The following is a 19,529-nucleotide window of genomic DNA, read 5'->3' as shown; positions in this document are numbered from 1 at the left end:
CTCCCGAGCTCTCCCGTGCCGGGGGCCCAAGGGGCGAAGCCCCTTGACGGGACGGGAAAGGCAGGGGCGGCGGGGGCGAATACCCCTCCCCACCCCACTCCCCTGCTTAAATCCCCCCGTGACCGACTACGACGTCCTCCGCGTCTTCTGCGGAGCAACCGCCGGCTACGGCAACGAACTCGCCGTCATCCGCAACGGCTCCACCCTCCCGAACCGCGAGGACCGCCAGGCCCTCGCGGCGAAACTCGGCTTCAGCGAGACCGTCTTCGTCGACGACCCCGAGCGCGGAGTCATCGACATCTACACCCCCACCCTCCGCCTCCCCTTCGCCGGCCACCCCTGCGTCGGCACGGCCTGGCTGCTGGACGTCCCCGAACTGGTCACCCCGGCGGGGACGGTCGGCACCCGCCTGGACGGCGAGTTCACCTGGATCGAGGCCCGCCCGGAGTGGGCCCCGCCCCGCACCCTGCGCCAGTACGCGACGGCCGCGGAGGTCGAGGCCCTCCCGGTCCCGCCCTCCGGGGAGTGGATCTACGCCTGGGCCTGGCTCGACGAGGCCGCCGGCCGCGTCCGCGCCCGCGCGTTCCCCGGCCGCGACGACGGCATCGAGGAGGACGAGGCGACGGGCGCCGCGGCCCTCCTCCTCACGGCCCGACTCGACCGCGCCCTCAACATCACCCAGGGCGCCGGCTCTCAACTCCTCACCGCCCCCCAGCCGGGGGGCTGGGTGGAGGTGGGCGGCCGGGTGGTCCTGGAACGCTGAGCCCACAACCCGCCCGACGGCGTTGAGGAGCGGGCCGGTTGCCGATCCCGTCTTCCGCGGCCGATCCGGCTGCCGCCCCGGAATCGTCGCCGGAACCCGACGTCCCGGTCCCGGACCCGGTGACGCGGCTGCTCTGCTCGGCCCTCTACGTACGGCCGAGCCGGATCGGCGAACGGCTGCGGGAACGCAGGCTCCGCCGGGAGCGGACCCGCCGTCGGACCCGGTGCGGCCGTAGGCGGACCCTCTACCTGGACGACGAGGGCAGTTGCCCACCGCTGGGCGAAGCCGCGGCCCAGTGGAGCGTCCGGCAGGTGCTGCGCGGTCCGCGCCTGCCGGTCCCGTCGTTCGGACTCGACCTGATACCCATGGTCGCCCACCGCCTCGGAGCACGTCGCGTCAGAAGGCTGCGGTGACTACTTCAACCGCTGGCGGATGCGTTGCCGTGCCCGGAGCCGAGACCGTGGGCGCGATGGCGGAGCGTTCATCGCGGCCGGAGGCTCAGGAACCGGCCACGTCGGTGGGCGCGGTCCAGCCGGTGGCTTGGATCCACCCGGCCAGGTCCATGGTGGCCGGCTCGATCGAGCGCACCACCGCGAGGTCCGCGGGGTGTTCCGCCGCCTTCGCGAACTCGCGGAACATCACCCTGTCGAGGTCGGTGGGAAGCACGCTCAACGGAAGGGCCTCGTACCGTGCCGGGAGCCCGGCGCGCGCGCCGAACGCCGCGGCGATCTGGGGACCCGTCAGCTCGTCGCCGACGAGCTCGACGGCTCCGCCGGGCGCCTTGGCGGTGCCGAGCAGGAGCGCGGCGGCGACCCGGCCGATGTCCCTGACCGAGATCATCTTCAGGGCGACGTCCTCCGGCAGCGGCAGCCTCAGCACGATCTCCCCGTGCTCCAGGCCCGGTGCCATCACGCTCGCGAAGTTCTCCATGAAGGCGGTCGCGCGAACCATCGTGGCCTTGAGGCCCGATTTCCTCAGGTGCTTCTCGATCCGGTGCTTCGAGTCGTGGTGCGGCACCCCCGACTCCCGGTCCGCTCCGAAGACCGAGTTGAACACGACGTGCGGGACGCCCGCCTCGACCGCCGCGTCGACGAGCGCGGTACCGATGCGGATCTCCGCCTCGACCTCTTCGAGGCTGTTCGCCTCCGGAGTCATGAAGTAGAACCCCTCGACCGTGGCCAGCGCGGCGGCCAGCGACGCCGGGTCGTCGGCCCGGACGGCCGCCAGTTCGACGCCGCGGGCGGCCAGTGCCCGAGCCCGGTCGGACCGCGGGTCGCGGACCAGAGCCCGCACCCGCGCCTTGTGGTCCAGCAGCGCGTCGACCACCGCCCCGCCCTGTTGCCCCGTCGCGCCGAAGACCGCGATCGTGCCGTTTCGTCTGTGTGCTCATCGCTGCCACCCTTCAGTAGTTCATGCCATGAACGAAACTAGTTCATGGCGTGAACTTCGTCAAGGTGCGGGTAGCGGGACCTCACGGCGTGACGGGCCGGTCCGGGGTGGGCGAAGAGAGGTCCGAGGTGTCCACGACGGCGGTGGCCACGCGCTCGAAGTCGCGCTGGTCCTCGGCGTCGAGGTTCCTCGCGATCTCGGGCAGGCGCTTGGCGATCTCGGCGTAGACGGCCTCGCCGAGCACCTTCCCCGCGGGCGTCGCACTGAGCATGACCACCCGGCGGTCCTGCGCCGAGCTCGCCCGGCCGACCAGCTCGCGCCGCGCGGTGCGATCGACCAGCTGACTCAACGCGTTCTTGGTCATACCCAACGCCGCGGCGAGGTCAGCCATCCGCCGCGGCTCGTTCCTGACCGCGCAGAGCAGCGTGGCCTGCGAGGGGGTCAGGTCGAACTCGGCGCAGATCTGCGCGTACTTGCGTTGAATCACAACCGACAGCCAGAAGAGCTTGTCGCCATAGTCCACGCCGACCTCCCCGGTCCGAAGACGAACGATCAGCCTACTCGTCGCGGGCCGACAGTCCGCAGCGAGCGGCTCTCTGGGCTCGGCCATTGGTATTCGTCCCGCAATGTGCGTGGTGACGGTACCGCCGGCCTCTTCCCGGCCGGTCCCGGCGTGGAGCCCCGCGGGCAGGGTGCGCGAACTGCCGCTCACCAAGGATGAACGGCTGTCCGAGCCCCGAGCAGGACTCGCCCCGTGCCCCGCGCGGGCTTCGGGCGGGCGCTACCCGCACGGGTGGCCGGCACCGCCCTCCAGGAGGCCGGTCACGCCCTGGCAACGGCACTCGGCGTCCCGCTGGGGTGAGTCGGGCTCCGGGTTTCCTCGTCCGCATGGTGACTCGACTCCCCGGCATCAGGCCGCAGTGTCGGCCTTTCGCCTGTGCAGGTGGCCGTCGCTGGGAAAAGGTGGCTGAGCGGGGAGGACCCGGTGAAACCCGTATCCCGCCTTCTCCGCGACCCGGCACGACGCGAGGTTGTCCACCTGGTGGAGCAGGTCGAGACGTTTCAGGCCTTCGCCCGCGAAGACGTCGAAGGCCCACCCGGTGAGCGCTTCGAGCGCACGAGGCGCCACACCCCTGCCGCGAGCGTGGGCCGCCGTCCAATAGCCGACCTCTGCCGATGCCCGGCCGGAAGAACCGCCCCGCTTCAACACCACGTGTCCCACCAGTCGGCCCCCGTCGACCCCGGAGCGATCCTCGACCACAGCGAAACTCAATCGCTCCCCGGTCTCCCAGCCGCGTCTCTGCGACTCCAACCACGCGGCCGCGCCCTCGACGCTCTCCACCGGGTGACTCGACCAACGACGCAATGCGGGATCGCGGTACGCCTCGACCAGTGGCTCGACGTCGACGTCGTCCCAAGGACGCAGAACGAGCGCGGACGCGGACGGCGTCGCCCCCACCCGCAAAGTGACGGTCATCAAGATCCTCCCCGACGCGAACGACTCAGCTGATCATCCCCCTCCCATGAAGCCGCGAACGGCGCCGATGGCTTGATCGGGTCGACGAGTCCTGAGCGCTGCCCGGCCTGTTGATCGGCTGGCGCCATGACTGATCCCGGACCTCTCGCCTGGTCACCCGCCCCGATCGGGACCGAGAGGCTCGTGCTTCGTGAGCCCCAGGCGCGGGACCGTGCGGCGCTCATCGAACCGCTTGCCTCGCCGAGGTGCACACCCACCTCGGCGGTCTCTGCCCGCGTGACGAGCCGGAGCGCGAGATGCCCGGAACACCCGAGCGGTGGCCCGGGCGCCGCTGTAGCCGCTCCCGCGCCATGTCGACGTGTCGGTGATGGCGAGGCCGAGGTCGTCTCCCACGCGGCGTCACGTGTGGCAGCCGCCTCCTCGAGCGCCGCGGGGTCGGGCCGGTGGCACCCGTACGCCTCCGTGCTCAGCGACACGTACACCGCCCGGATCGAGAGGGAGGCTGTCTGCGAAAGCACCCTGCGTCTGCAAGAGCCCAGGAACGAGCTGTACTTGGTATGTCCGCGGCTTCGGACGTCCGGGTCGGGCGGTCGCGCTGGACGCGCTGCGGAAGGTCCCCGTCTGTCGATGCTGGAACGCCGGCCTGCGAATGGCGCTGGAGCGGCTGCGTTTCCTGTGAGGCCGTGTGCCGGCGCCCGGCATCACGCCGTCAGCGGGAACTCCTCGCCGAGGGCGTGGAAGACGGCCGTGTTCAGGGCGAAGGCGCGCCTGCACTCCGTCACCACGCGTTGCTTCTCCAGGTCGTCGGCGTGGAGGGCGTCCAGGAGGGTGCGGTACTCGCGCTTGAAGGCGGCGGGGTTGGGGATGCCCTCGAAGACGTAGAAGCGGACGCCGTCGCCCTTGCGGGGGAAGCCCCAGGCGCGTTCCGCGCGGTCGCGGATGATCTGGCCGCCGGAGAGGTCGCCCAGGTAGCGGGTGTAGTGGTGGGCGAGGTAGCCGGCCGGCCAGTGTTCCGCGACCGCGCGGATCCGGTCCGCGTACTCCTCCGTGGCCGGGAGGGCGGTCAGGGCCGTGCGCCAGTCGGGGCCGCGCAGATGGGCCAGGTCCCGTTCCAGCGCGGGCAGGCGGCGCAGTTCGGGACGGAGGAAGGGGGCCGCCACGGGGTTCGAGGTCAGTCGCTCGGCGGGGCCGGTCTCCAACGCCTCGTATACGAACCACAGTTGCTCGGTGTAGCGCGCGTATGCCTCGACGCCGAGGCGGCCGCCGAGCAGGTCGCTCATGAACGTCGACGCCTCCGCCTCCCGGTGCTGTTCGTGCGACGCGGTGCGGATCAGGGTGGAGAACGGGGTGTTCTCCGGCGTGCTGCTCATGCGACCTCCTGGGCCGGGCGGGAAGCGCCCTCAGTCTGCATGGTTAGGGTTACCTAAGTCAATGACTTGCCGACGGTGTGTCGGTAAGGGTGCGCGCCGCCGCGCGCCCGTCACGGCAGCGTCAGGATGTCCGCGCCCGTCTCCGTGACCACCAGCGTGTGCTCGAACTGGGCGGTCCGCTTCCGGTCCGCGGTGACGACCGTCCAGCCGTCGTCCCACATCTCGTACTCGTGCGTGCCGAGCGTCAGCATCGGCTCGATCGTGAAGGTCATGCCGGGCCGCATCACCGTCGTCGCCCGCGGGTCGTCGTAGTGCGGGACGATCAGGCCGGAGTGGAACGACGAGTTGATGCCGTGACCGGTGAAGTCCCGCACGACGCCGTAGCCGAAGCGCTTGGCGTACGACTCGATCACCCGGCCGATGATGTTGAGCTGCCGGCCCGGCCGGACCGCTTTGATCGCGCGGTTCAGGGACTCCCTGGTCCGTTCCACCAGCAGCCGCGACTCCTCGTCGACCTCGCCGACGAAATACGTGGCGTTGTTGTCGCCGTGCACCCCGCCGATGTACGCCGTCACGTCCAGGTTGACGATGTCGCCGTCCCGCAGCACCGTCGAGTCCGGGATGCCGTGGCAGATGACCTCGTTGACCGATGTGCACAGCGACTTGGGGAAACCGCGGTAGCCGAGGGTGGACGGGTACGCCCCGTGATCGCACATGTACTCGTGCGCGACCTGGTCGAGCCGGTCCGTGGTCACCCCGGGCGCGATGTGCTTCGCCGCCTCCTCCATCGCGCGCGCCGCGATGCGGCCGGCGACACGCATCGCCTCGACGGTCTGCGGGGTCTGCACCTCCGGGCCCGTGTACGGCGTCGGCGCGGGCCTGCCGACGTACTCGGGGCGGCGGATGCCGCCGGGTACGGAACGGGCCGGGGAGAGCTCTCCGGGGATGAGCAGCGACTGACCAGACATGCCGGCGAGTGTATCCAGCGGGGTTGGGGGGACGATGGCCCTGGTGAGGTGAAAGGAGCCGACGCGATGGCCCTGTTCAAGAAGCGGACCGCCGGGAAGCCCGGCGAGTGGTTCTACTGCCTGGAGCACAAGAAGGTGGAGGAGGGACCTGACTGCCCGGCCAAGGACCGGTTCGGGCCGTACGCCTCGCCCGAGGAGGCGCGGCACGCGATGGACCGGGCGCGGGAACGGGATCTGGAGTGGGAGACGGATCCCAGATGGCATGACGGTGGCGGACCGGACACGGGACCGGACGCGGGCTGAGCCCGGCGCCGGGCTGTACACGCGGTTCCCCCCGCCCCCGGGGCCGGGGGGCGAGGGGGCTTCATCCGCCGTCCCGCCGCCGCAGGGCATGCGCGTTCGTGCGGGCGTCGTAGCGCATAAGGCCCGGCAGGGACAGGGCCAGCGCCCCCACCGCCGCCACGCACGCCAGACCGCCCGACCAGATCGACGTCCGTACCCCCAGCAGCGCCGCCGTGCCGCCCGCCCGCACCTGGCCGAGCTGCGGGCCCGCCGAGTACGACAGCAGTTCGATGCCGGCGAGGCGACCGCGCAGCTCGGCCGGGATCGTCTGGTTCCAGATCGCGCCGCGGAAGATGCCGCTGACCATGTCGCAGCCCCCGGCCACGGTCAGGAACAGCAGCACCAGCCACACCTCGCGCACCGCCCCCGCCGCCACCACCGCCAGTCCCCAGCCGGCCGCCGCCAGCACCACCATCCGGCCGTGCCGGTGCACCCGCGAGGTCCAGCCGCTGGTCAGCGACACCAGCAGCGAACCGGCCGGCACGCTCGCGTACATCAGCCCCAGCGACCACTCGGCGTCCAGCTCGTCCGCGAGGAACGGCAGCACCGCCAGCGGCATGGCGAGGAACATGGCCGCGAGGTCGACGGCGTACGTGCCCAGCAGCTCCTTGCGGCTCCACGCGTACCGAGCGCCCTCCGCGATGGCCCGCAGCGAGGGCCGGGCCGCCTCCCGGGCGGCGGGCGCGGCGGCCAGCCCCCACCCCAGCGCCACCGAGACCGCGAAGGTCAGCACGTCGGCGGCGTACGCCCAGCCGAGACCCGCGTACGCCACGACGATCCCCGCGAGCGCCGGGGCGGCCACCCCGCCGACCGTCCAGCGCAGGCTGTTCAGCGCGCCGGCCGCCGTGAGGTGCTCGTGCGCCACGATCCGCGGCAGGATCGCGTCCAGCGCCGGCCGCTGCACCGCGGCGAGCGCGGAGGACAGCGCGGCGACGGCGTACAGCGGCCACACCAGCGGCTCCGGGAGCAGTGCGTCGATCAGCAGGACGGCGCTGAGCAGGCCGAGGCCCGCCTCGGTGCCGAGGATCAGCCGCCGCTTGTCGAACGCGTCCGCGAGCGCGCCGCCGTACAGCCCGCACACGAGCAGCGGAACGAGTTCGACGGCACCGATCGCGCCGACGGCCGCCGCCGAACCGGTCAGTTCCTTGAGCTGCACGGGCAGCGCCACGAGGGTCAGGAAGCTGCCGAAGTTGGTGACCAGGCCGGCCAGCCACATCCGGCGGAAGTCCGCGGAGGTCCGCCAGGGAGCCAGGTCCGGCAGCAGCGCCCGCCACCCGGACGCGGCACGGGCCGGAGCGCCGGTGTGCTCCTCGGAAGGGATCCCGTGAGCCGCCGGAAGCGGTGCGGCGACGGGTGGCGCGGCGGCGGGTGGGGGGACGGGTGGCGCGGCGGCGGGTGGGGGGACGGCGGTGTCGTCGGTCACGACCCGCCATGCTCGGCCCACGGCGGCCGGGCGACAACCGAATTACCGCCTGTGACGAACACGTAGAGTCGGCACATGACCTCCAGCGACAGCGCATCCCACGCTTCCGACGCCCCCGCGAAGGCCGCTGACAAGGCCCCCGCCAAGGACCCCTGGGACCTGCCCGACGTCTCCGGGCTCGTCGTCGGCGTCCTCGGCGGCACCGGGCCGCAGGGCCGTGGCCTGGCCTACCGGCTCGCCCGGGCCGGCCAGAAGGTGATCGTCGGTTCCCGTGCCGCCGACCGGGCGCGGGCGGCCGCCGAGGAACTCGGCCACGGTGTCGAGGGCGCCGACAACGCCGACTGCGCGCGGCGCAGCGACGTCGTGATCGTCGCCGTACCGTGGGAGGGCCACGGCGACACCCTGGCGTCGCTGCGCGAGGAACTCGCCGGCAAGCTCGTCGTCGACTGCGTCAACCCGCTCGGCTTCGACAAGAAGGGCGCCTACGCGCTGAAGCCCGAGGAGGGCAGCGCCGCCGAGCAGGCCGCTGCGCTGCTGCCGGACGCGCGCGTCACCGCCGCCTTCCACCACCTGTCGGCGGTCCTGCTGGGGGACCCCGAGGTCGAGGAGATCGACACCGATGTGATGGTGCTCGGCGAGGTGCGCGCGGACGTCGAGATCGTCCAGGCGCTGGCCGGCCGCATCCCCGGCATGCGGGGGATCTTCGCCGGGCGGCTGCGCAACGCGCACCAGGTGGAGTCCCTGGTCGCCAACCTGATCTCGGTCAACCGCCGGTACAAGGCGCACGCGGGGGTCCGGCTCACCGACGTGTGACGCGGTGGGGGAGGAGGGACGGGGGCGGACGGGGACGGGGGCGGCTGCGGGCATGAGGGACACTGGAGGCCGCGGCGGTTCCCGCACCGTGCCGAGGGGCCGCACGCCGCAGTGTCGCCGTGTCCCCCCGACAGGAGCCCCTCATGCCCCGCCTGGCCCTCTACGCCCTCGCCGTCTGCGTCCTCGCCGTGGCCGCTGCGGTCGTCTCGTTCGTCCAGGGCAGCTGGCTGGGGATCGTCTGGGTGCTGCTCGCGGGGCTGTCGTCGAACATGACCTGGTACTACGTCCGCCGCGACCGGGCCGCCGCTGCCGCCCGCGAGCAGCGGTCCGTCACTGGGTGACGACGCATTGCGGGTCGCTGTCGCGCCAGAAGCGGAACAGGTCGTAGCCGCAGGACGTCGAGAAGTCGTCGATGCCGAGGCCGTTCAGCAGCCCGTAGACCATGTCGAAGAACGCGTTGTTCACCGACGGGATCCACAGCACCGCGAACACGAACAGCAGCCCGAACGGGGCGAACGGCTCCATCTGGCGCCGGGCGTTGTGCGACAGCCACGGCTCGACCACGCCGTAGCCGTCCAGACCCGGCACCGGCAGCAGGTTCAGGATCGCCGCGGTGATCTGGAGCAGCGCGAGGAACGCCACCGCGTAGCGGAACGTGCGCGGCATGTCGTCCAGCGCGCCCAGCCAGAACGGGACCGTGCACAGGACGGCGAACAGGACGTTGGCCAGCGGGCCTGCCGCCGAGATCGCGCTGTGCTTCCAGCGGCCGCGTATGTGCCCGCGCTCGACGAAGACGGCACCGCCCGGCAGGCCGATGCCGCCCATGATCATGAACAGCACCGGGAGCACGATGCTGAGCAGGGCGTGCGTGTACTTCAGCGGGTTGAGCGTGAGATAGCCCTTGGCGCCGATCGTGAAGTCGCCGCTGTGCAGGGCGGTGCGGGCGTGCGCGTACTCGTGCAGACAGAGCGAGACGATCCAGGAGGCCGTCACGAAGAGGAAGACGGCCAGGCCCGGCTGCTCGGACAGCCCGGTCCAGGTGGCCCACCCGGTGACCGCGGCGACGGCCAGGATGCCCACGAAGACGGGACTGATCCTCCGGTCGCTGTGGCGGGTGGCGGCGGTGCTCATGGGGAGGGGCTCCTGGGGTTCGTCGTGGGTACGTTCGAGCGGGAAGAACGTGCGTGGGCGGAACGACCGTACAGGTGATGGGGCGTCGTGGGGAGAACGTTCCGGGAGGTAATGGCGGTTCCCGGGGGACGGGACGGGAACGGGGCGGGGACCGTGCGGGACCGGACGGGGAGAGGACGGGGGCGGGACGGTGGCGGGTGCGGTGACCGGACACGGGGCACGGGAGCGGACGCGGACGCCCGGAGACGGCGGCGAGGACAAGTCCCGCGAACCCGGGGGCGGACGGGGTGCGTCCCCAGGGACAATGGGCCCCGTGCGCTACCGCATCCTCGGCACCACCCAGGCCCTCCGCCCCGACGGCACGCCCGTTCCGGTCGGCGGGGCGCGGCTGCGCGCCCTGCTCACCGTGCTCGCCCTGCGGCCCGGGCGGACCGTGCCGGCCGGGTTCCTCGTCGAGGAGGTGTGGACCGACGCCCCGCCCGCCGACGCGCCGGGCGCGCTGCAGGCGCTGGTGGGGCGGCTGCGGCGGGCGCTGGGCGCGGGCGCGGTGGAGTCGGCGGACGGCGGCTACCGGCTCGCGGCGGTCGCCGACGACGTCGACCTGCACCGTTTCGAACGGCTCACCGGGGAGGGGCGGCGGGCGCTGGCCGACGGGGACGCCGCGAAGGCCGCCGCCGTCCTCGACGACGCGCTCGCCCTGTGGCAGGGCCCGCCGCTGGCCGACCTGCCGGACCGCACGGGGGAGTCGGCCCGCTGGGAGGCCCGCCGCCTCGACGCCCGCCGCGCGCGGCTGACGGCGGCGGTGGCGCTGGGGGAGGCGGAGCAGTACCTGCCGGAACTGACCGCGCTGTGCGGTGCGCACCCGCTGGACGAGCCGCTGCAGGCGCTGCGGCTGCGCGCGCTGCGGGCGGTGGGCCGGCCGGCGCAGGCGCTGGTGGCGTACGAGGCCGTACGCCGTCTCCTCGCCGACCGCCTGGGCACCGACCCGGGCCCGGAGCTGCGCGCCCTGCACGCGGAACTCCTGGCCGCCGACGCCGGCGCCCGCCCCGGCAGCGCCCCGGCGCCCACCCCGCGTGGGAACGACCGGGCGCACGCCCCGCACGAGGACGACCGGGCGCCGGGCGCCCCGGCCGGCCCCGCCGCCGGGAACGACGGTGGCGGATCCCGGGCCGCCGTCGGCCCTGACGAAGCCGGGTCCCGGGCCGCCGTCGGCCACGACGGTGCGGGGTCACGAGCCCCCGTCGGCCACGACGACTCCGGATCCCGGGCCCCCGTCACCCCCCACGGCACCACCCCCCGGAACCCGGACGACGGCTTCGCCGCCGGGGGCGCCCGGCCGGGTCCGCCCGGGAACCTCCGTGCCCGGCTCACCTCCTTCGTCGGCCGCGACGGCGACATTGCCGCCCTGCGGCAGGACCTCGGCGCCGCCCTGCGGCAGGATCCGCGGAGCGCACTGCGGCAGGACCCCGGAGCCGCCCTGCGTCGGCATCCCGGGAGCGCGCCGCGGCGCGACCTCGGCGGTGCGCGGCTCGTGACGCTGCTCGGGCCCGGCGGCGCGGGCAAGACCCGGTTGTCGCAGGAGGCGGGGGAGGCCGTCGCCGACGCCGTGCCCGACGGCGTGTGGCTCGCCGAACTCGCCCCCGTGCGCGACCCCGACGCCGTGCCCGAGGCCGTGCTCACCGCGCTCGGCGCCCGCGAGACCGTGCTGCGCGGCGCCGGCGCCGAGGAGATCCGCGCCGCCGCCGACCCCCAGCGCGACGACCCCGTCACCCGGCTCGTCGAGCACTGCGCCCGCCGCCGCATGCTGCTCATCCTCGACAACTGCGAGCACGTCGTGGACGCCGCCGCCCGCCTCGCCGAGGAACTCCTCGCCCGCTGCCCCGGCCTGACCGTCCTCGCCACCAGCCGCGAACCCCTCGGCATAGCGGGGGAGTCGCTGCGCCCCGTCGAGCCGCTGCCGCAGCCGTACGCCCTGGAACTGCTCGCCGACCGCGGCGCCGCCGCCCGCCCCGGCTTCCGGCCCGAGGACGACCCGGAGGCCGCCGCCGAGATCTGCCGCCGCCTCGACGGGCTCCCGCTCGCCATCGAACTGGCCGCCGCCCGGCTGCGGATGCTGACGCTCCGTCAGATCGCCGACCGGCTCGACGACCGCTTCCGCCTGCTCACCTCCGGCAGCCGCACCGTACTGCCCCGCCAGCAGACCCTGCGGGCCGTCGTCGACTGGTCCTGGGAACTGCTCGACGACGAGGAGCGCGGCGTCCTGCGCCGGCTGTCCGTGTTCGCCGGCGGCTGCGACCTCGCCGCCGCCGAGGCGGTCTGCGGACCGGCCGCGCTCGACGCGCTCGGCTCCCTCGTCGACAAGTCCCTCGTCGTCGCCGCCCCGGCCGAGGCGGGCGACGGCGCCGAGATGCGCTACCGGCTCCTGGAGACCGTCGCCGAGTACGCGGGAGAACGGCTCGACGAGTCCGGGGAACGCCCCGAGAGCGAACGCGCCCACCTCGTCCACTACCGCGAACTCGCCCGCACCGCCGACCCGTTGCTGCGCGGCTCCGGCCAGCGGGCCGCGATGGGCCGACTCCAGCAGGAGTACGAGAACATCCGCACCGCACTGCGCCGGGCCGTCGCCGCCCGCGCCGAGCAGGACGCCATCTGCCTGGTGCTGTCCCTCGTCTGGTACTGGCAGATGCGAGACCTGCGGATGGAGGCGCGGAACTGGACCTCCGCCGTGATGGAGCTCTTCCCCGACCCCTTCGAGGGACCCGTGCGGCCCGTCCCCGACCTCGTGGACCGCTGCACCGCCGCCGCGCCCCCCTTCCGCCCCGACGTCCTCGACGAGGCCCGGCGCGGCGTCCACCTGGCCCACCTCGCCTGCATGGACGTCGACATGGCGGCCTGGCAGACCGAGCGGGCGCAGGAGAAACTGCGGACCATCGCCGGTACCTACCGGCCCGGCCAGCCGCAGGTCTGCCGCATGCCGGGCAGCCTGTGGTTCTTCGCCGTGCTGCTCACCAGCGGGCTGGACCGCATCCGGGAGATCGCCGACGCGACGGTCGCCACCTGCCGTGCCCTGGGCGACGAATGGGACCTGGCCCAGGCGCTGGAGACCCGGGCCAACATCTTCGCCAACCGCTCCGACTGGGCGGTCGACGCGACCCGTGACGCGGAGGAGGCGCTGGAGATCTTCGAGCGCCTCGGGGACGCGTGGGGTGCCGCCGAGGCGCTCTCCGCCCGCGGCGAGGCCCTGGAGCGCACGGGGGCCTACCTGCGCGCCGCCGCCGACTACGAGACGGCGATCGAGCACGCCGACCGGCTCGGCGCCCACGCGCAGGTCGGCGTGTTGCGGTCCCGGCTCGGCGCCGCCCTGATCGAGGCCGGCCGGGGCGAGGAGGGCGAACGGCTGCTGTGGCGGGTGATCGAGGAGAACGCGGGGTCGGCGTCCGAGGGCATGCCCGCGGCCCGGATGTTCCTGTCGATGTGGCTCGGGTACACCGGCCGGCCCGCCGAGGGTCGCCAACAACTGGTCAGGCTCCGCGAGGAGTTCAAGGCCGTCGGGTTCCCGGTGTTCGACGCGCTGGTGCAGGGCCTGGACGCCTGGCTCGACACCCTGGAGGGCCGGTACGAGGAGGCGCTGGTACGGGTGCGCGAGGCGCTCCGCAGCGCCGGGGACCGGCTCATCCAGGTGATGGCGCCCCAGATGGGCTCGACGTACCTGGTCGTCGCCGCCCTCACCCTGGCCGGCCTCGACGGCGGCATCCGCACGGACGCCGCCCGCTGCCTCGGTGCCGCCGACGCGCTGCTGCCCAACGGGCATCTGCTCAACGTCGCGGAGCGCGCGAGCCGGCAGGAGGCCGAACGCCGGCTCAGGGAACTGCTCGGCGACCAGGCGTACGAGGCGGCGTACGCCGAGGGCGGTGGCCTCACTCTGGAGGAGGCCACCGCCCTCGTACGACGCGCACCGGCCGCTGCGGGAGACATGGGCGACATGGACATCGCGGGCGACGTGGGAGTCACCGGCGACACGGGCGACACGGGCGGCACGGGAGACAAGGACGACACGGGCGACCGGTGACACCGGCGCCGGTTCACGCCTTGGTGGAGAACTTGCGGACCGCGATCGGCATCATGACCGCCGTCAGCACCACCGACCAGGCGACGGTGATCAGGATGTCGTGGGCCACCGGCCCGCCGTTCATCAGGCCCCGCGCGGCGTCCGCCAGCGAGGACAGCGGGTTGTAGTCGGTGAACGCCTGGAGCCAGCCCGGCATGGTGCTGGTCGGGGCGAAGATGGACGAACCGAACTGCAGCGGCATCAGCACGAGGAACCCCATCGCTTGGACGGCCTGGGCGCTCTTCATCACCACACCCAGGGTCAGGAAGATCCACATCACCCCGAAGCCGAACACCATCGACAGGCCGATGGCCGCGAACAGGCCGGGGACGTCAGACACGGACAGGCCGAGCAGGAAGCCCACCACGAGCAGGATCGCGGTGGCCACGAGCATCCGGCCGATCTCCACCACGATCTTGGCGATCAGCACCGAGGCCCGGCCGATCGGCAGCGACCGGAAGCGGTCCATCACCCCGGTCTGGAAGTCCTGGTTGAACCCGGTGCCCACGCCCTGGGCGATGTTCATGCCCATCATCGCCATCAGGCCCGGCACCAGGTAGTTGACGTACTCCTGCCGGTTGTCGGCGCCGGTGATCGCGCCGCCGAAGACGAACACGAACAGCAGGCAGAACACGATCGGGAAGAGCACCGCGTCGAACATCGACTCGGGGTCCTGCCGGATCCACAGCAGATTGCGGCGGATCAGCGCACCGGTGTGGCGCAGATGGCCGCGCAGTCCGATCCGGCCGTCGTCGTGACCGGCGGGCGGGGCGGAGCCGGGGGCGGTGGTGTGCGGGGCGGCGGTGGTGGCGCTCATACGGCGACCTCCTCACGGGCGGGGACGTCGTCCTGCGCGGCACTGGCCTTGTGGCCGGTGAGCGACAGGAACACCTCGTCCAGACTGGGCAGTTCGGTGGTGACGGAGGAGAGCGTGATGCCGCGCGCGGTGAGCGCGCCGAGCACCGCGGTGAGCTGCTCGTCGCTGAGGACCGGCACCATGACGCTCGCGGTCTCGGCGTCCACGGTGGCGCCCCCGGGGCCGGTGAGCCCGAACTCGTCGAGCGCGGCGGCCGTCGGGCGCAGCTCCAGCGGGTCCGCCGGGCGGATCCGCAGCGTACGGCCGCCGACCCGCGCCTTCAGCTCGTCGATCCTGCCGCCCGCGACGACCTTGCCGCGGTCCACGACGGTCAGCTCCAAGGCCAGGTACTCGGCCTCCTCCATGTACTGGGTGGTGAGCAGCACGGTCGCGCCCTCGGCGACCATCCGGCGCACCTCCGTCCACACCTCGTTGCGGGTGCGCGGGTCCAGACCGGTCGTCGGCTCGTCCAGGAACAGCACCGCCGGGCGGCCGATCATGGAGGCGGCGAGGTCGAGCCGGCGCCGCATGCCGCCGGAGTAGGTGCCCACCGGGCGCTTGGCGGCCTCGGTGAGGGAGAACCGCTCCAGCAGACCGTCGGCGCGGGCGCGGGCCTCGCGGCGGGGGAGGTCGAGCAGGCGGCCGATCAGGTAGAGGTTCTCGAAGCCGGACAGCTTCTCGTCGACCGAGGCGTACTGGCCGGTGAGGCCGATCACACGACGCGTCTGGCGCGGCTGGCGCAGCACGTCGTAGCCGGCGACGGTGGCCCGGCCGGCGTCCGGCACGATCAGGGTGGACAGACAGCGGACCAGGGTGGTCTTGCCGGCCCCGTTGGGACCGAGCACGCCGAGGACGGTCCCCTCCCGCACGTCGAGATCGACGCCGTCGAGCGCCTTCGTCGTGCCGTAGTGCTTCACCAGCCCCCGTACGGTGACGGCCGCGTCCGGGGCGGCGTCGGGGTTCTTGTCGATTCGCGTCATGCCCACGAAGGTGTCAGCCCCCACCGACAGTCGGCCGACAGATCGCCGACACGTCACCGACAGCGTTTCGGAACACCCACCGACAGCGGTCGGGCAGGCCCGCGGAACACGAGAAGGGGCAGCCCGCCGACGGGGGAAGATCGGCGGGCTGCCCGGTGGTGCCACTGTGGCTCGGCGGGCCGGTGGCCCGGTGGGTCACGGCGGGGCACGGTGGGCCGGCGGGGCGCGGTGGACCAGGGCGCCCGAGGGGTCGGGGCGCCCTGGGGTCCGGCGGCTCAGTGCACGGAGTGCTCCTCGCTCGGGAAGGTGCCGCCCACCACGTCCTCCGCGAACGCCTTCGCCGCGTCGCCCATGACCCGGCGCAGCTCCGCGTACTGCTTCACGAACTTCGGCACCCGGCCGGACGTCAGGCCCATCATGTCCGTCCACACCAGTACCTGCGCGTCGGTCTCGGAACCCGCCCCGATGCCGACGGTCGGGATGTGCAGTACGCGGGTGACCTCGGCCGCCAGCTCCGCCGGGACCAGTTCCAGGACCACCGCGAACGCCCCCGCGTCCTGCACCGCCTTGGCGTCCCGCAGCAGTTGCTGCGCGGCCTCCTCGCCGCGGCCCTGCACGCGGTAGCCCATCGCGTTGACGGACTGCGGGGTGAGGCCGATGTGGGCCATCACCGGGATGCCGGACTCGACCAGCAGCTCGATCTGGCGGTGCGAGCGCTCGCCGCCCTCCAGCTTCACCGCGCCGACCCCGGCCTCCTTCACCAGCCGTGTCGCCGAGCGCAGCGCCTGGACCGGGCCCTCCTGGTAGGAGCCGAACGGCAGGTCGGCCACGATCAGCGCGCGCCGGGTGCCGCGCACGACGGCCGCGGAGAGCATGGTCATCTCGTCGAGGGTGACGGGGACGGTGGTGTCGTACCCCAGGTGGCAGTTGCCCGCCGAGTCGCCGACGAGCATGACCGGGATGCCGGCCTCGTCGAACACGGACGCGGTCATCGCGTCGTAGGCGGTGAGCATGGGCCACTTCTCGCCGCGTTCCTTGGCGGCGGTGATGTCGCGCACCGTGATCCGCCGGGTGCTCCTGCCCCCGTACAGCGCCTTGCTGTCGCCGGAAGGTTTCAGCACGTCCCGCGCACCGGGCGCGGGGGACTGCTCCTGGGCAGCCGAGAACTGCGTCATCGCAACGGCTCCTTCTGTCATCTCGAGGCGCCCTGACGGCGTCCCCGGACCATTTCCATGGTGGCACTTCGGGATGCGGCGGACCAGAGCGGGGGCGGGGCGATCCGTCACACACGGTCCGTTCTACGCGTACGCCCGCTTCACGCGTACGGCCCGTTTCGCGCCTGTGCCGACCCCGGCTCCCGCGCATAACGCCTCCGTAAAGGCTTTCGATACGAGACGGTGCCGTATCGAAATTCGTTCTACGCTCTCCCCATGACAACTCCCGCTGCCCCGGTCGAGCGCCGGATCCCGGAGTCGGTACACCGGCGACGGTGGGCCATCCTCGGTGTGCTCATGCTGAGCCTGCTGATCGTGGTGCTCGACAACTCGATCCTCAACGTGGCCATCAAGACCATCTCCACCCCGGCCCCCACCGGCCTGGGTGCCACCCAGAGCGAGCTGGAGTGGGCGATCAACGCCTACACGCTCGTCTTCGCCGGCCTGCTCTTCACCGCCGGCCTGCTCGGCGACCGGCTCGGCCGGAAGAAGACGCTGCTGGCCGGTCTCGCCGTCTTCGGCATCGGCTCGGCACTCGCCGCCGAGTCCGGCTCACCCGTCCAGCTCATCGTCTTCCGCGCGGTCATGGGCCTGGGTGCCGCGTTCGTCATGCCGGCCACCCTCGCCGTCCTCATGAACGTCTTCGAACGCGAGGAGCAGCCCAAGGCCATCGGCATCTGGGCCGGCGGTGTCGGCCTCGCCATCGCGATAGGCCCGATCACCGGCGGACTCCTCCTGGACCACTTCTGGTGGGGCTCGGTCTTCCTGGTCAACGTGCCCATCGTGGTCCTGGCCATCGGACTGATGGTCTGGCTCGTCCCGGACTCCCGCGACCCGCGCCCCGGCCGCCTCGACCCGGTCGGCGTCGTCCTGTCCGTCATCGGTCTGGTGCTGCTCGTCTACGGCATCATCAAGGGCGGCCAGCTCGCCGACTTCGGGGATCCGAAGGTCCTGGCCAGCAGTCTCGGCGGGTTCGCCGTGCTGGTCCTCTTCGTGATCTACGAAAAGCGCAGCGACCACCCGTCCATCGACGTCACCTACTTCAGGAACAAGGTCTTCTCCGCCGCCATCGCCGCGATCACCCTGGTCTTCTTCGCGCTGATGGGCGTCACCTTCTTCTCCGTCTTCTACACCCAGAGCGTGCGCGGCTACTCGCCGCTGCAGACGGGTCTGCTGATGCTGCCGCTGGCCGCCGCGCAGATGATCTTCGCGCCGCGGGCCCGGCTGCTGGTGGACCGGTTCGGCAACAAGGCGACCACCACCGGTGGTCTGGTGATACTGGCCGCGATGCTCGCCGCGTTCGCCTGGCTCGACTCCGACACCCCCATCTGGATCCTCGAAGTGATCTTCTTCCTGATGGGTACCGGCATGGCGCACGTCATGACCCCGACCAGCGTGGTCATCATGCAGGCCCTGCCGCGCGAGAAGGCCGGCTCCGCCTCCGCGCTCAGCAACACCTTCCGCCAGGTCGGCGGCGCGCTCGGCATCGCGGTCCTCGGCTCGGTGCTCTCCACGGCGTACCGCAACGGCATCGAGGGGCACCTGGCCGGCGTCCCGGCCGCCCTGCGGCACACCGCCGGCGAGTCCATCGAGGCCACCCTCGGCGTGGCGCACAAGCTCGGTCCGCGCGGCGACGCCCTGGTCGGCCCCGCCAACGACGCCTTCCTGCACGCCATGCACGTCACCGCCCTGTGGGGCGCCGGCGTCGCGGTGCTCGGCGCGATCGTGGCGGCCGTCTTCCTGCCCGGAAGGGTCCGCGAGGACCCGGCGGGCGAGAAGGAACCGGAACTGGTCACGACCAACCGGTCCTGACCGCGCCCGGCCGGTCCGGGCCCGCCTGGTCCGGAGCCGCGGGGGCGGCGCCGAAGCACACGGGGGCAGTGGGGGATCCTGGCAGTACAGGAGACGAAGGAGCACCACGTGACCCGTGCCGACAGCACCGCCGGACAGCGGGAGACTCCCGTGCGGGCAACCCCCGTGCGGGAGACCCCCGTGCGGGGGCGCCCCCGCAGCGAGGCGGCGGAGCACGCCATCATCGAGGGCGTCCTCGCACTCCTGGAGGACGGGGTGCCGCTCGCCGAGCTCTCCATAGAGCGGATCGCCCGCACGGCCGGCGTCGGCAAGGCGACGATCTACCGCCGCTGGAGCGGCAAGGAGGAGCTCTTCGTCGACGTCGTGCGCGCCGCGGAGCCCTCCGAGCCCGGGCTGCCCGGCACCTGCCTCCGCGACGACCTGGTGGTCATGCTGGAGTGGATGCGCCGGCGCGGGCTGGCCAGCCGGTCCTCGGCGGTCCTGCACAACGTCTACGCCCAGATGAAGTCCAGCCCCCGGATCTGGGCGGCCTACGAGGGGTCCGTCATCGAACCCCGCCGCAGCGCCCTCGCGGAGGTGCTGAGGCAGGCCCAGGAACGGGGCGAGATCCGCGCCGACGTCGACGTGCGGCTCGTCAACGACCTGCTCACCGGCCCCATGCTCCTGCGGACCGTCCTGCGCCCCGACGGCGACATCCCCGAGGACCTCGCGCAACGCATCGTCGACACGGTCCTGGAGGGCCTCCGCCCACCCGCCACCGGGCCGCTGCCCGCCGGATCCCTGCCCGCCGAACCCTCGTCCGCCGCGCCCCGGCCCACCGGGCCCCAGTCCCAGGGGGCCGCGTCCGCCTGACGACCCGGCCACTGCCCCGGCGGTCTTCCGG

General features: G+C 72.9%; 18 protein-coding genes and 1 pseudogene. 9 read left to right on the top strand and 10 right to left on the bottom strand.

Annotation, left to right across the window (positions count from 1 at the left end; genetic code table 11):
- Window positions 1–118: 118 nt before the first annotated feature.
- Together QFZ64_RS10480 and QFZ64_RS10475 are read left to right on the top strand one after the other, a co-directional pair.
- Complete coding sequence (locus QFZ64_RS10480; RefSeq protein WP_307064611.1) at window positions 119–763, top strand: PhzF family phenazine biosynthesis protein; 645 nt, start codon at window positions 119–121, stop codon at window positions 761–763.
- Window positions 764–801: 38 nt separating this feature from the next.
- The gene (locus QFZ64_RS10475; protein WP_307064610.1) at window positions 802–1,176 is read left to right on the top strand and encodes a hypothetical protein; all 375 of its coding nucleotides are present in this window, start codon (window positions 802–804) and stop codon (window positions 1,174–1,176) included.
- Between the two features lie 85 nt (window positions 1,177–1,261).
- On the opposite strand, the gene QFZ64_RS10470 is transcribed toward QFZ64_RS10475, so the two are convergent.
- The 3 genes from QFZ64_RS10470 to QFZ64_RS10460 form a co-directional block, all read right to left on the bottom strand.
- Window positions 1,262–2,089: an NmrA/HSCARG family protein gene (locus QFZ64_RS10470; protein WP_307064609.1), complete on the bottom strand. Its 828-nt coding sequence runs from the start codon at window positions 2,087–2,089 to the stop codon at window positions 1,262–1,264.
- Window positions 2,090–2,234: 145 nt separating this feature from the next.
- Window positions 2,235–2,675, bottom strand: a complete 441-nt coding sequence (locus tag QFZ64_RS10465) for a MarR family winged helix-turn-helix transcriptional regulator (RefSeq protein WP_307064608.1) — start codon at window positions 2,673–2,675, stop codon at window positions 2,235–2,237.
- A 387-nt stretch (window positions 2,676–3,062) separates the two neighbouring features.
- Complete coding sequence (locus tag QFZ64_RS10460; RefSeq protein WP_307064607.1) at window positions 3,063–3,629, bottom strand: GNAT family N-acetyltransferase; 567 nt, start codon at window positions 3,627–3,629, stop codon at window positions 3,063–3,065.
- 126 nt (window positions 3,630–3,755) lie between these two features.
- Between QFZ64_RS10460 and QFZ64_RS10455 the strand changes: the two are divergent.
- Window positions 3,756–3,955, top strand: a pseudogene (locus QFZ64_RS10455) (GNAT family N-acetyltransferase); the annotation flags it as partial.
- 375 nt (window positions 3,956–4,330) lie between these two features.
- Here QFZ64_RS10455 and QFZ64_RS10450 read toward each other — a convergent pair.
- Window positions 4,331–4,999 carry a heme oxygenase (biliverdin-producing) gene (locus tag QFZ64_RS10450; RefSeq protein WP_307064606.1) on the bottom strand — a complete coding sequence of 223 codons (669 nt, stop codon included), beginning with the start codon at window positions 4,997–4,999 and terminating at the stop codon, window positions 4,331–4,333.
- 110 nt (window positions 5,000–5,109) lie between these two features.
- On the bottom strand, window positions 5,110–5,967 hold the full coding sequence (gene map / locus QFZ64_RS10445) for a type I methionyl aminopeptidase (RefSeq protein WP_307064605.1): 858 nt from the start codon (window positions 5,965–5,967) through the stop codon (window positions 5,110–5,112).
- A gap of 66 nt (window positions 5,968–6,033) precedes the next feature.
- Here map and QFZ64_RS10440 point away from each other — a divergent pair, with 66 nt between their 5' ends.
- On the top strand, window positions 6,034–6,270 hold the full coding sequence (locus tag QFZ64_RS10440; RefSeq protein WP_307064604.1) for a hypothetical protein: 237 nt from the start codon (window positions 6,034–6,036) through the stop codon (window positions 6,268–6,270).
- Between the two features lie 61 nt (window positions 6,271–6,331).
- Here the strand turns inward: QFZ64_RS10440 and QFZ64_RS10435 are convergent, their stop codons facing one another.
- Window positions 6,332–7,630 (bottom strand): MFS transporter, encoded by a 1,299-nt coding sequence (locus QFZ64_RS10435; protein WP_307071642.1) that lies wholly within the window; start codon window positions 7,628–7,630, stop codon window positions 6,332–6,334.
- Between the two features lie 177 nt (window positions 7,631–7,807).
- Here QFZ64_RS10435 and npdG point away from each other — a divergent pair, with 177 nt between their 5' ends.
- Together npdG and QFZ64_RS10425 are read left to right on the top strand one after the other, a co-directional pair.
- A complete protein-coding gene (gene npdG, locus QFZ64_RS10430; protein WP_307064603.1) occupies window positions 7,808–8,545 on the top strand; it encodes an NADPH-dependent F420 reductase in 738 nt (245 codons plus the stop codon).
- A 143-nt stretch (window positions 8,546–8,688) separates the two neighbouring features.
- Window positions 8,689–8,886 carry a hypothetical protein gene (locus QFZ64_RS10425; RefSeq protein ID WP_307064602.1) on the top strand — a complete coding sequence of 66 codons (198 nt, stop codon included), beginning with the start codon at window positions 8,689–8,691 and terminating at the stop codon, window positions 8,884–8,886.
- On the opposite strand, the gene QFZ64_RS10420 is transcribed toward QFZ64_RS10425, so the two are convergent.
- The gene (locus QFZ64_RS10420) at window positions 8,876–9,676 is read right to left on the bottom strand and encodes a site-2 protease family protein (protein ID WP_307064601.1); all 801 of its coding nucleotides are present in this window, start codon (window positions 9,674–9,676) and stop codon (window positions 8,876–8,878) included. The two genes, QFZ64_RS10425 and QFZ64_RS10420, sit on opposite strands and share 11 nt — an antisense overlap.
- A 304-nt stretch (window positions 9,677–9,980) precedes the next feature.
- Here QFZ64_RS10420 and QFZ64_RS10415 point away from each other — a divergent pair, with 304 nt between their 5' ends.
- Complete coding sequence (locus tag QFZ64_RS10415) at window positions 9,981–13,745, top strand: BTAD domain-containing putative transcriptional regulator (RefSeq protein WP_307064600.1); 3,765 nt, start codon at window positions 9,981–9,983, stop codon at window positions 13,743–13,745.
- Window positions 13,746–13,758: 13 nt separating this feature from the next.
- Here the strand turns inward: QFZ64_RS10415 and QFZ64_RS10410 are convergent, their stop codons facing one another.
- The 3 genes from QFZ64_RS10410 to panB form a co-directional block, all read right to left on the bottom strand.
- Complete coding sequence (locus tag QFZ64_RS10410) at window positions 13,759–14,601, bottom strand: ABC transporter permease (RefSeq protein ID WP_307064599.1); 843 nt, start codon at window positions 14,599–14,601, stop codon at window positions 13,759–13,761.
- Window positions 14,598–15,620 carry an ATP-binding cassette domain-containing protein gene (locus tag QFZ64_RS10405; RefSeq protein ID WP_307064598.1) on the bottom strand — a complete coding sequence of 341 codons (1,023 nt, stop codon included), beginning with the start codon at window positions 15,618–15,620 and terminating at the stop codon, window positions 14,598–14,600. The genes QFZ64_RS10410 and QFZ64_RS10405 overlap by 4 nt, the downstream gene beginning before the upstream one ends.
- Window positions 15,621–15,895: 275 nt before the next feature.
- On the bottom strand, window positions 15,896–16,795 hold the full coding sequence (gene panB, locus QFZ64_RS10400; RefSeq protein WP_307064597.1) for a 3-methyl-2-oxobutanoate hydroxymethyltransferase: 900 nt from the start codon (window positions 16,793–16,795) through the stop codon (window positions 15,896–15,898).
- 255 nt (window positions 16,796–17,050) lie between these two features.
- Between panB and QFZ64_RS10395 the strand changes: the two genes are divergently transcribed.
- Together QFZ64_RS10395 and QFZ64_RS10390 are read left to right on the top strand one after the other, a co-directional pair.
- Complete coding sequence (locus tag QFZ64_RS10395) at window positions 17,051–18,646, top strand: MFS transporter (RefSeq protein ID WP_307064596.1); 1,596 nt, start codon at window positions 17,051–17,053, stop codon at window positions 18,644–18,646.
- Window positions 18,647–18,754: 108 nt separating this feature from the next.
- Window positions 18,755–19,498, top strand: a complete 744-nt coding sequence (locus tag QFZ64_RS10390) for a TetR/AcrR family transcriptional regulator (protein ID WP_373430581.1) — start codon at window positions 18,755–18,757, stop codon at window positions 19,496–19,498.
- The last annotated feature ends 31 nt before the right edge of the window (window positions 19,499–19,529 follow it).

It is taken from the genome of Streptomyces sp. B3I8 (assembly GCF_030816915.1).
GTDB lineage: Bacteria > Actinomycetota > Actinomycetes > Streptomycetales > Streptomycetaceae > Streptomyces.
Note: the sequence above shows the minus strand (reverse complement) of the source record. Positions and strands in the feature narration are given on the sequence as shown.

Excerpts from the sequence above, each read along its gene's own strand:
- QFZ64_RS10405 (WP_307064598.1), bottom strand. The coding sequence starts at position 15,620 with ATGACGCGAATCGACAAGAACCCCGACGCCGCCCCGGACGCGGCCGTC.
- QFZ64_RS10395 (WP_307064596.1), top strand. The coding sequence starts at position 17,051 with ATGACAACTCCCGCTGCCCCGGTCGAGCGCCGGATCCCGGAGTCGGTA.
- QFZ64_RS10440 (WP_307064604.1), top strand. The coding sequence starts at position 6,034 with ATGGCCCTGTTCAAGAAGCGGACCGCCGGGAAGCCCGGCGAGTGGTTC.
- map (WP_307064605.1), bottom strand. The coding sequence starts at position 5,967 with ATGTCTGGTCAGTCGCTGCTCATCCCCGGAGAGCTCTCCCCGGCCCGT.
- QFZ64_RS10460 (WP_307064607.1), bottom strand. The coding sequence starts at position 3,629 with ATGACCGTCACTTTGCGGGTGGGGGCGACGCCGTCCGCGTCCGCGCTC.
- QFZ64_RS10410 (WP_307064599.1), bottom strand. The coding sequence starts at position 14,601 with ATGAGCGCCACCACCGCCGCCCCGCACACCACCGCCCCCGGCTCCGCC.
- QFZ64_RS10420 (WP_307064601.1), bottom strand. The coding sequence starts at position 9,676 with ATGAGCACCGCCGCCACCCGCCACAGCGACCGGAGGATCAGTCCCGTC.
- npdG (WP_307064603.1), top strand. The coding sequence starts at position 7,808 with ATGACCTCCAGCGACAGCGCATCCCACGCTTCCGACGCCCCCGCGAAG.
- QFZ64_RS10450 (WP_307064606.1), bottom strand. The coding sequence starts at position 4,999 with ATGAGCAGCACGCCGGAGAACACCCCGTTCTCCACCCTGATCCGCACC.
- panB (WP_307064597.1), bottom strand. The coding sequence starts at position 16,795 with ATGACGCAGTTCTCGGCTGCCCAGGAGCAGTCCCCCGCGCCCGGTGCG.
- QFZ64_RS10415 (WP_307064600.1), top strand. The coding sequence starts at position 9,981 with ATGGGCCCCGTGCGCTACCGCATCCTCGGCACCACCCAGGCCCTCCGC.
- QFZ64_RS10425 (WP_307064602.1), top strand. The coding sequence starts at position 8,689 with ATGCCCCGCCTGGCCCTCTACGCCCTCGCCGTCTGCGTCCTCGCCGTG.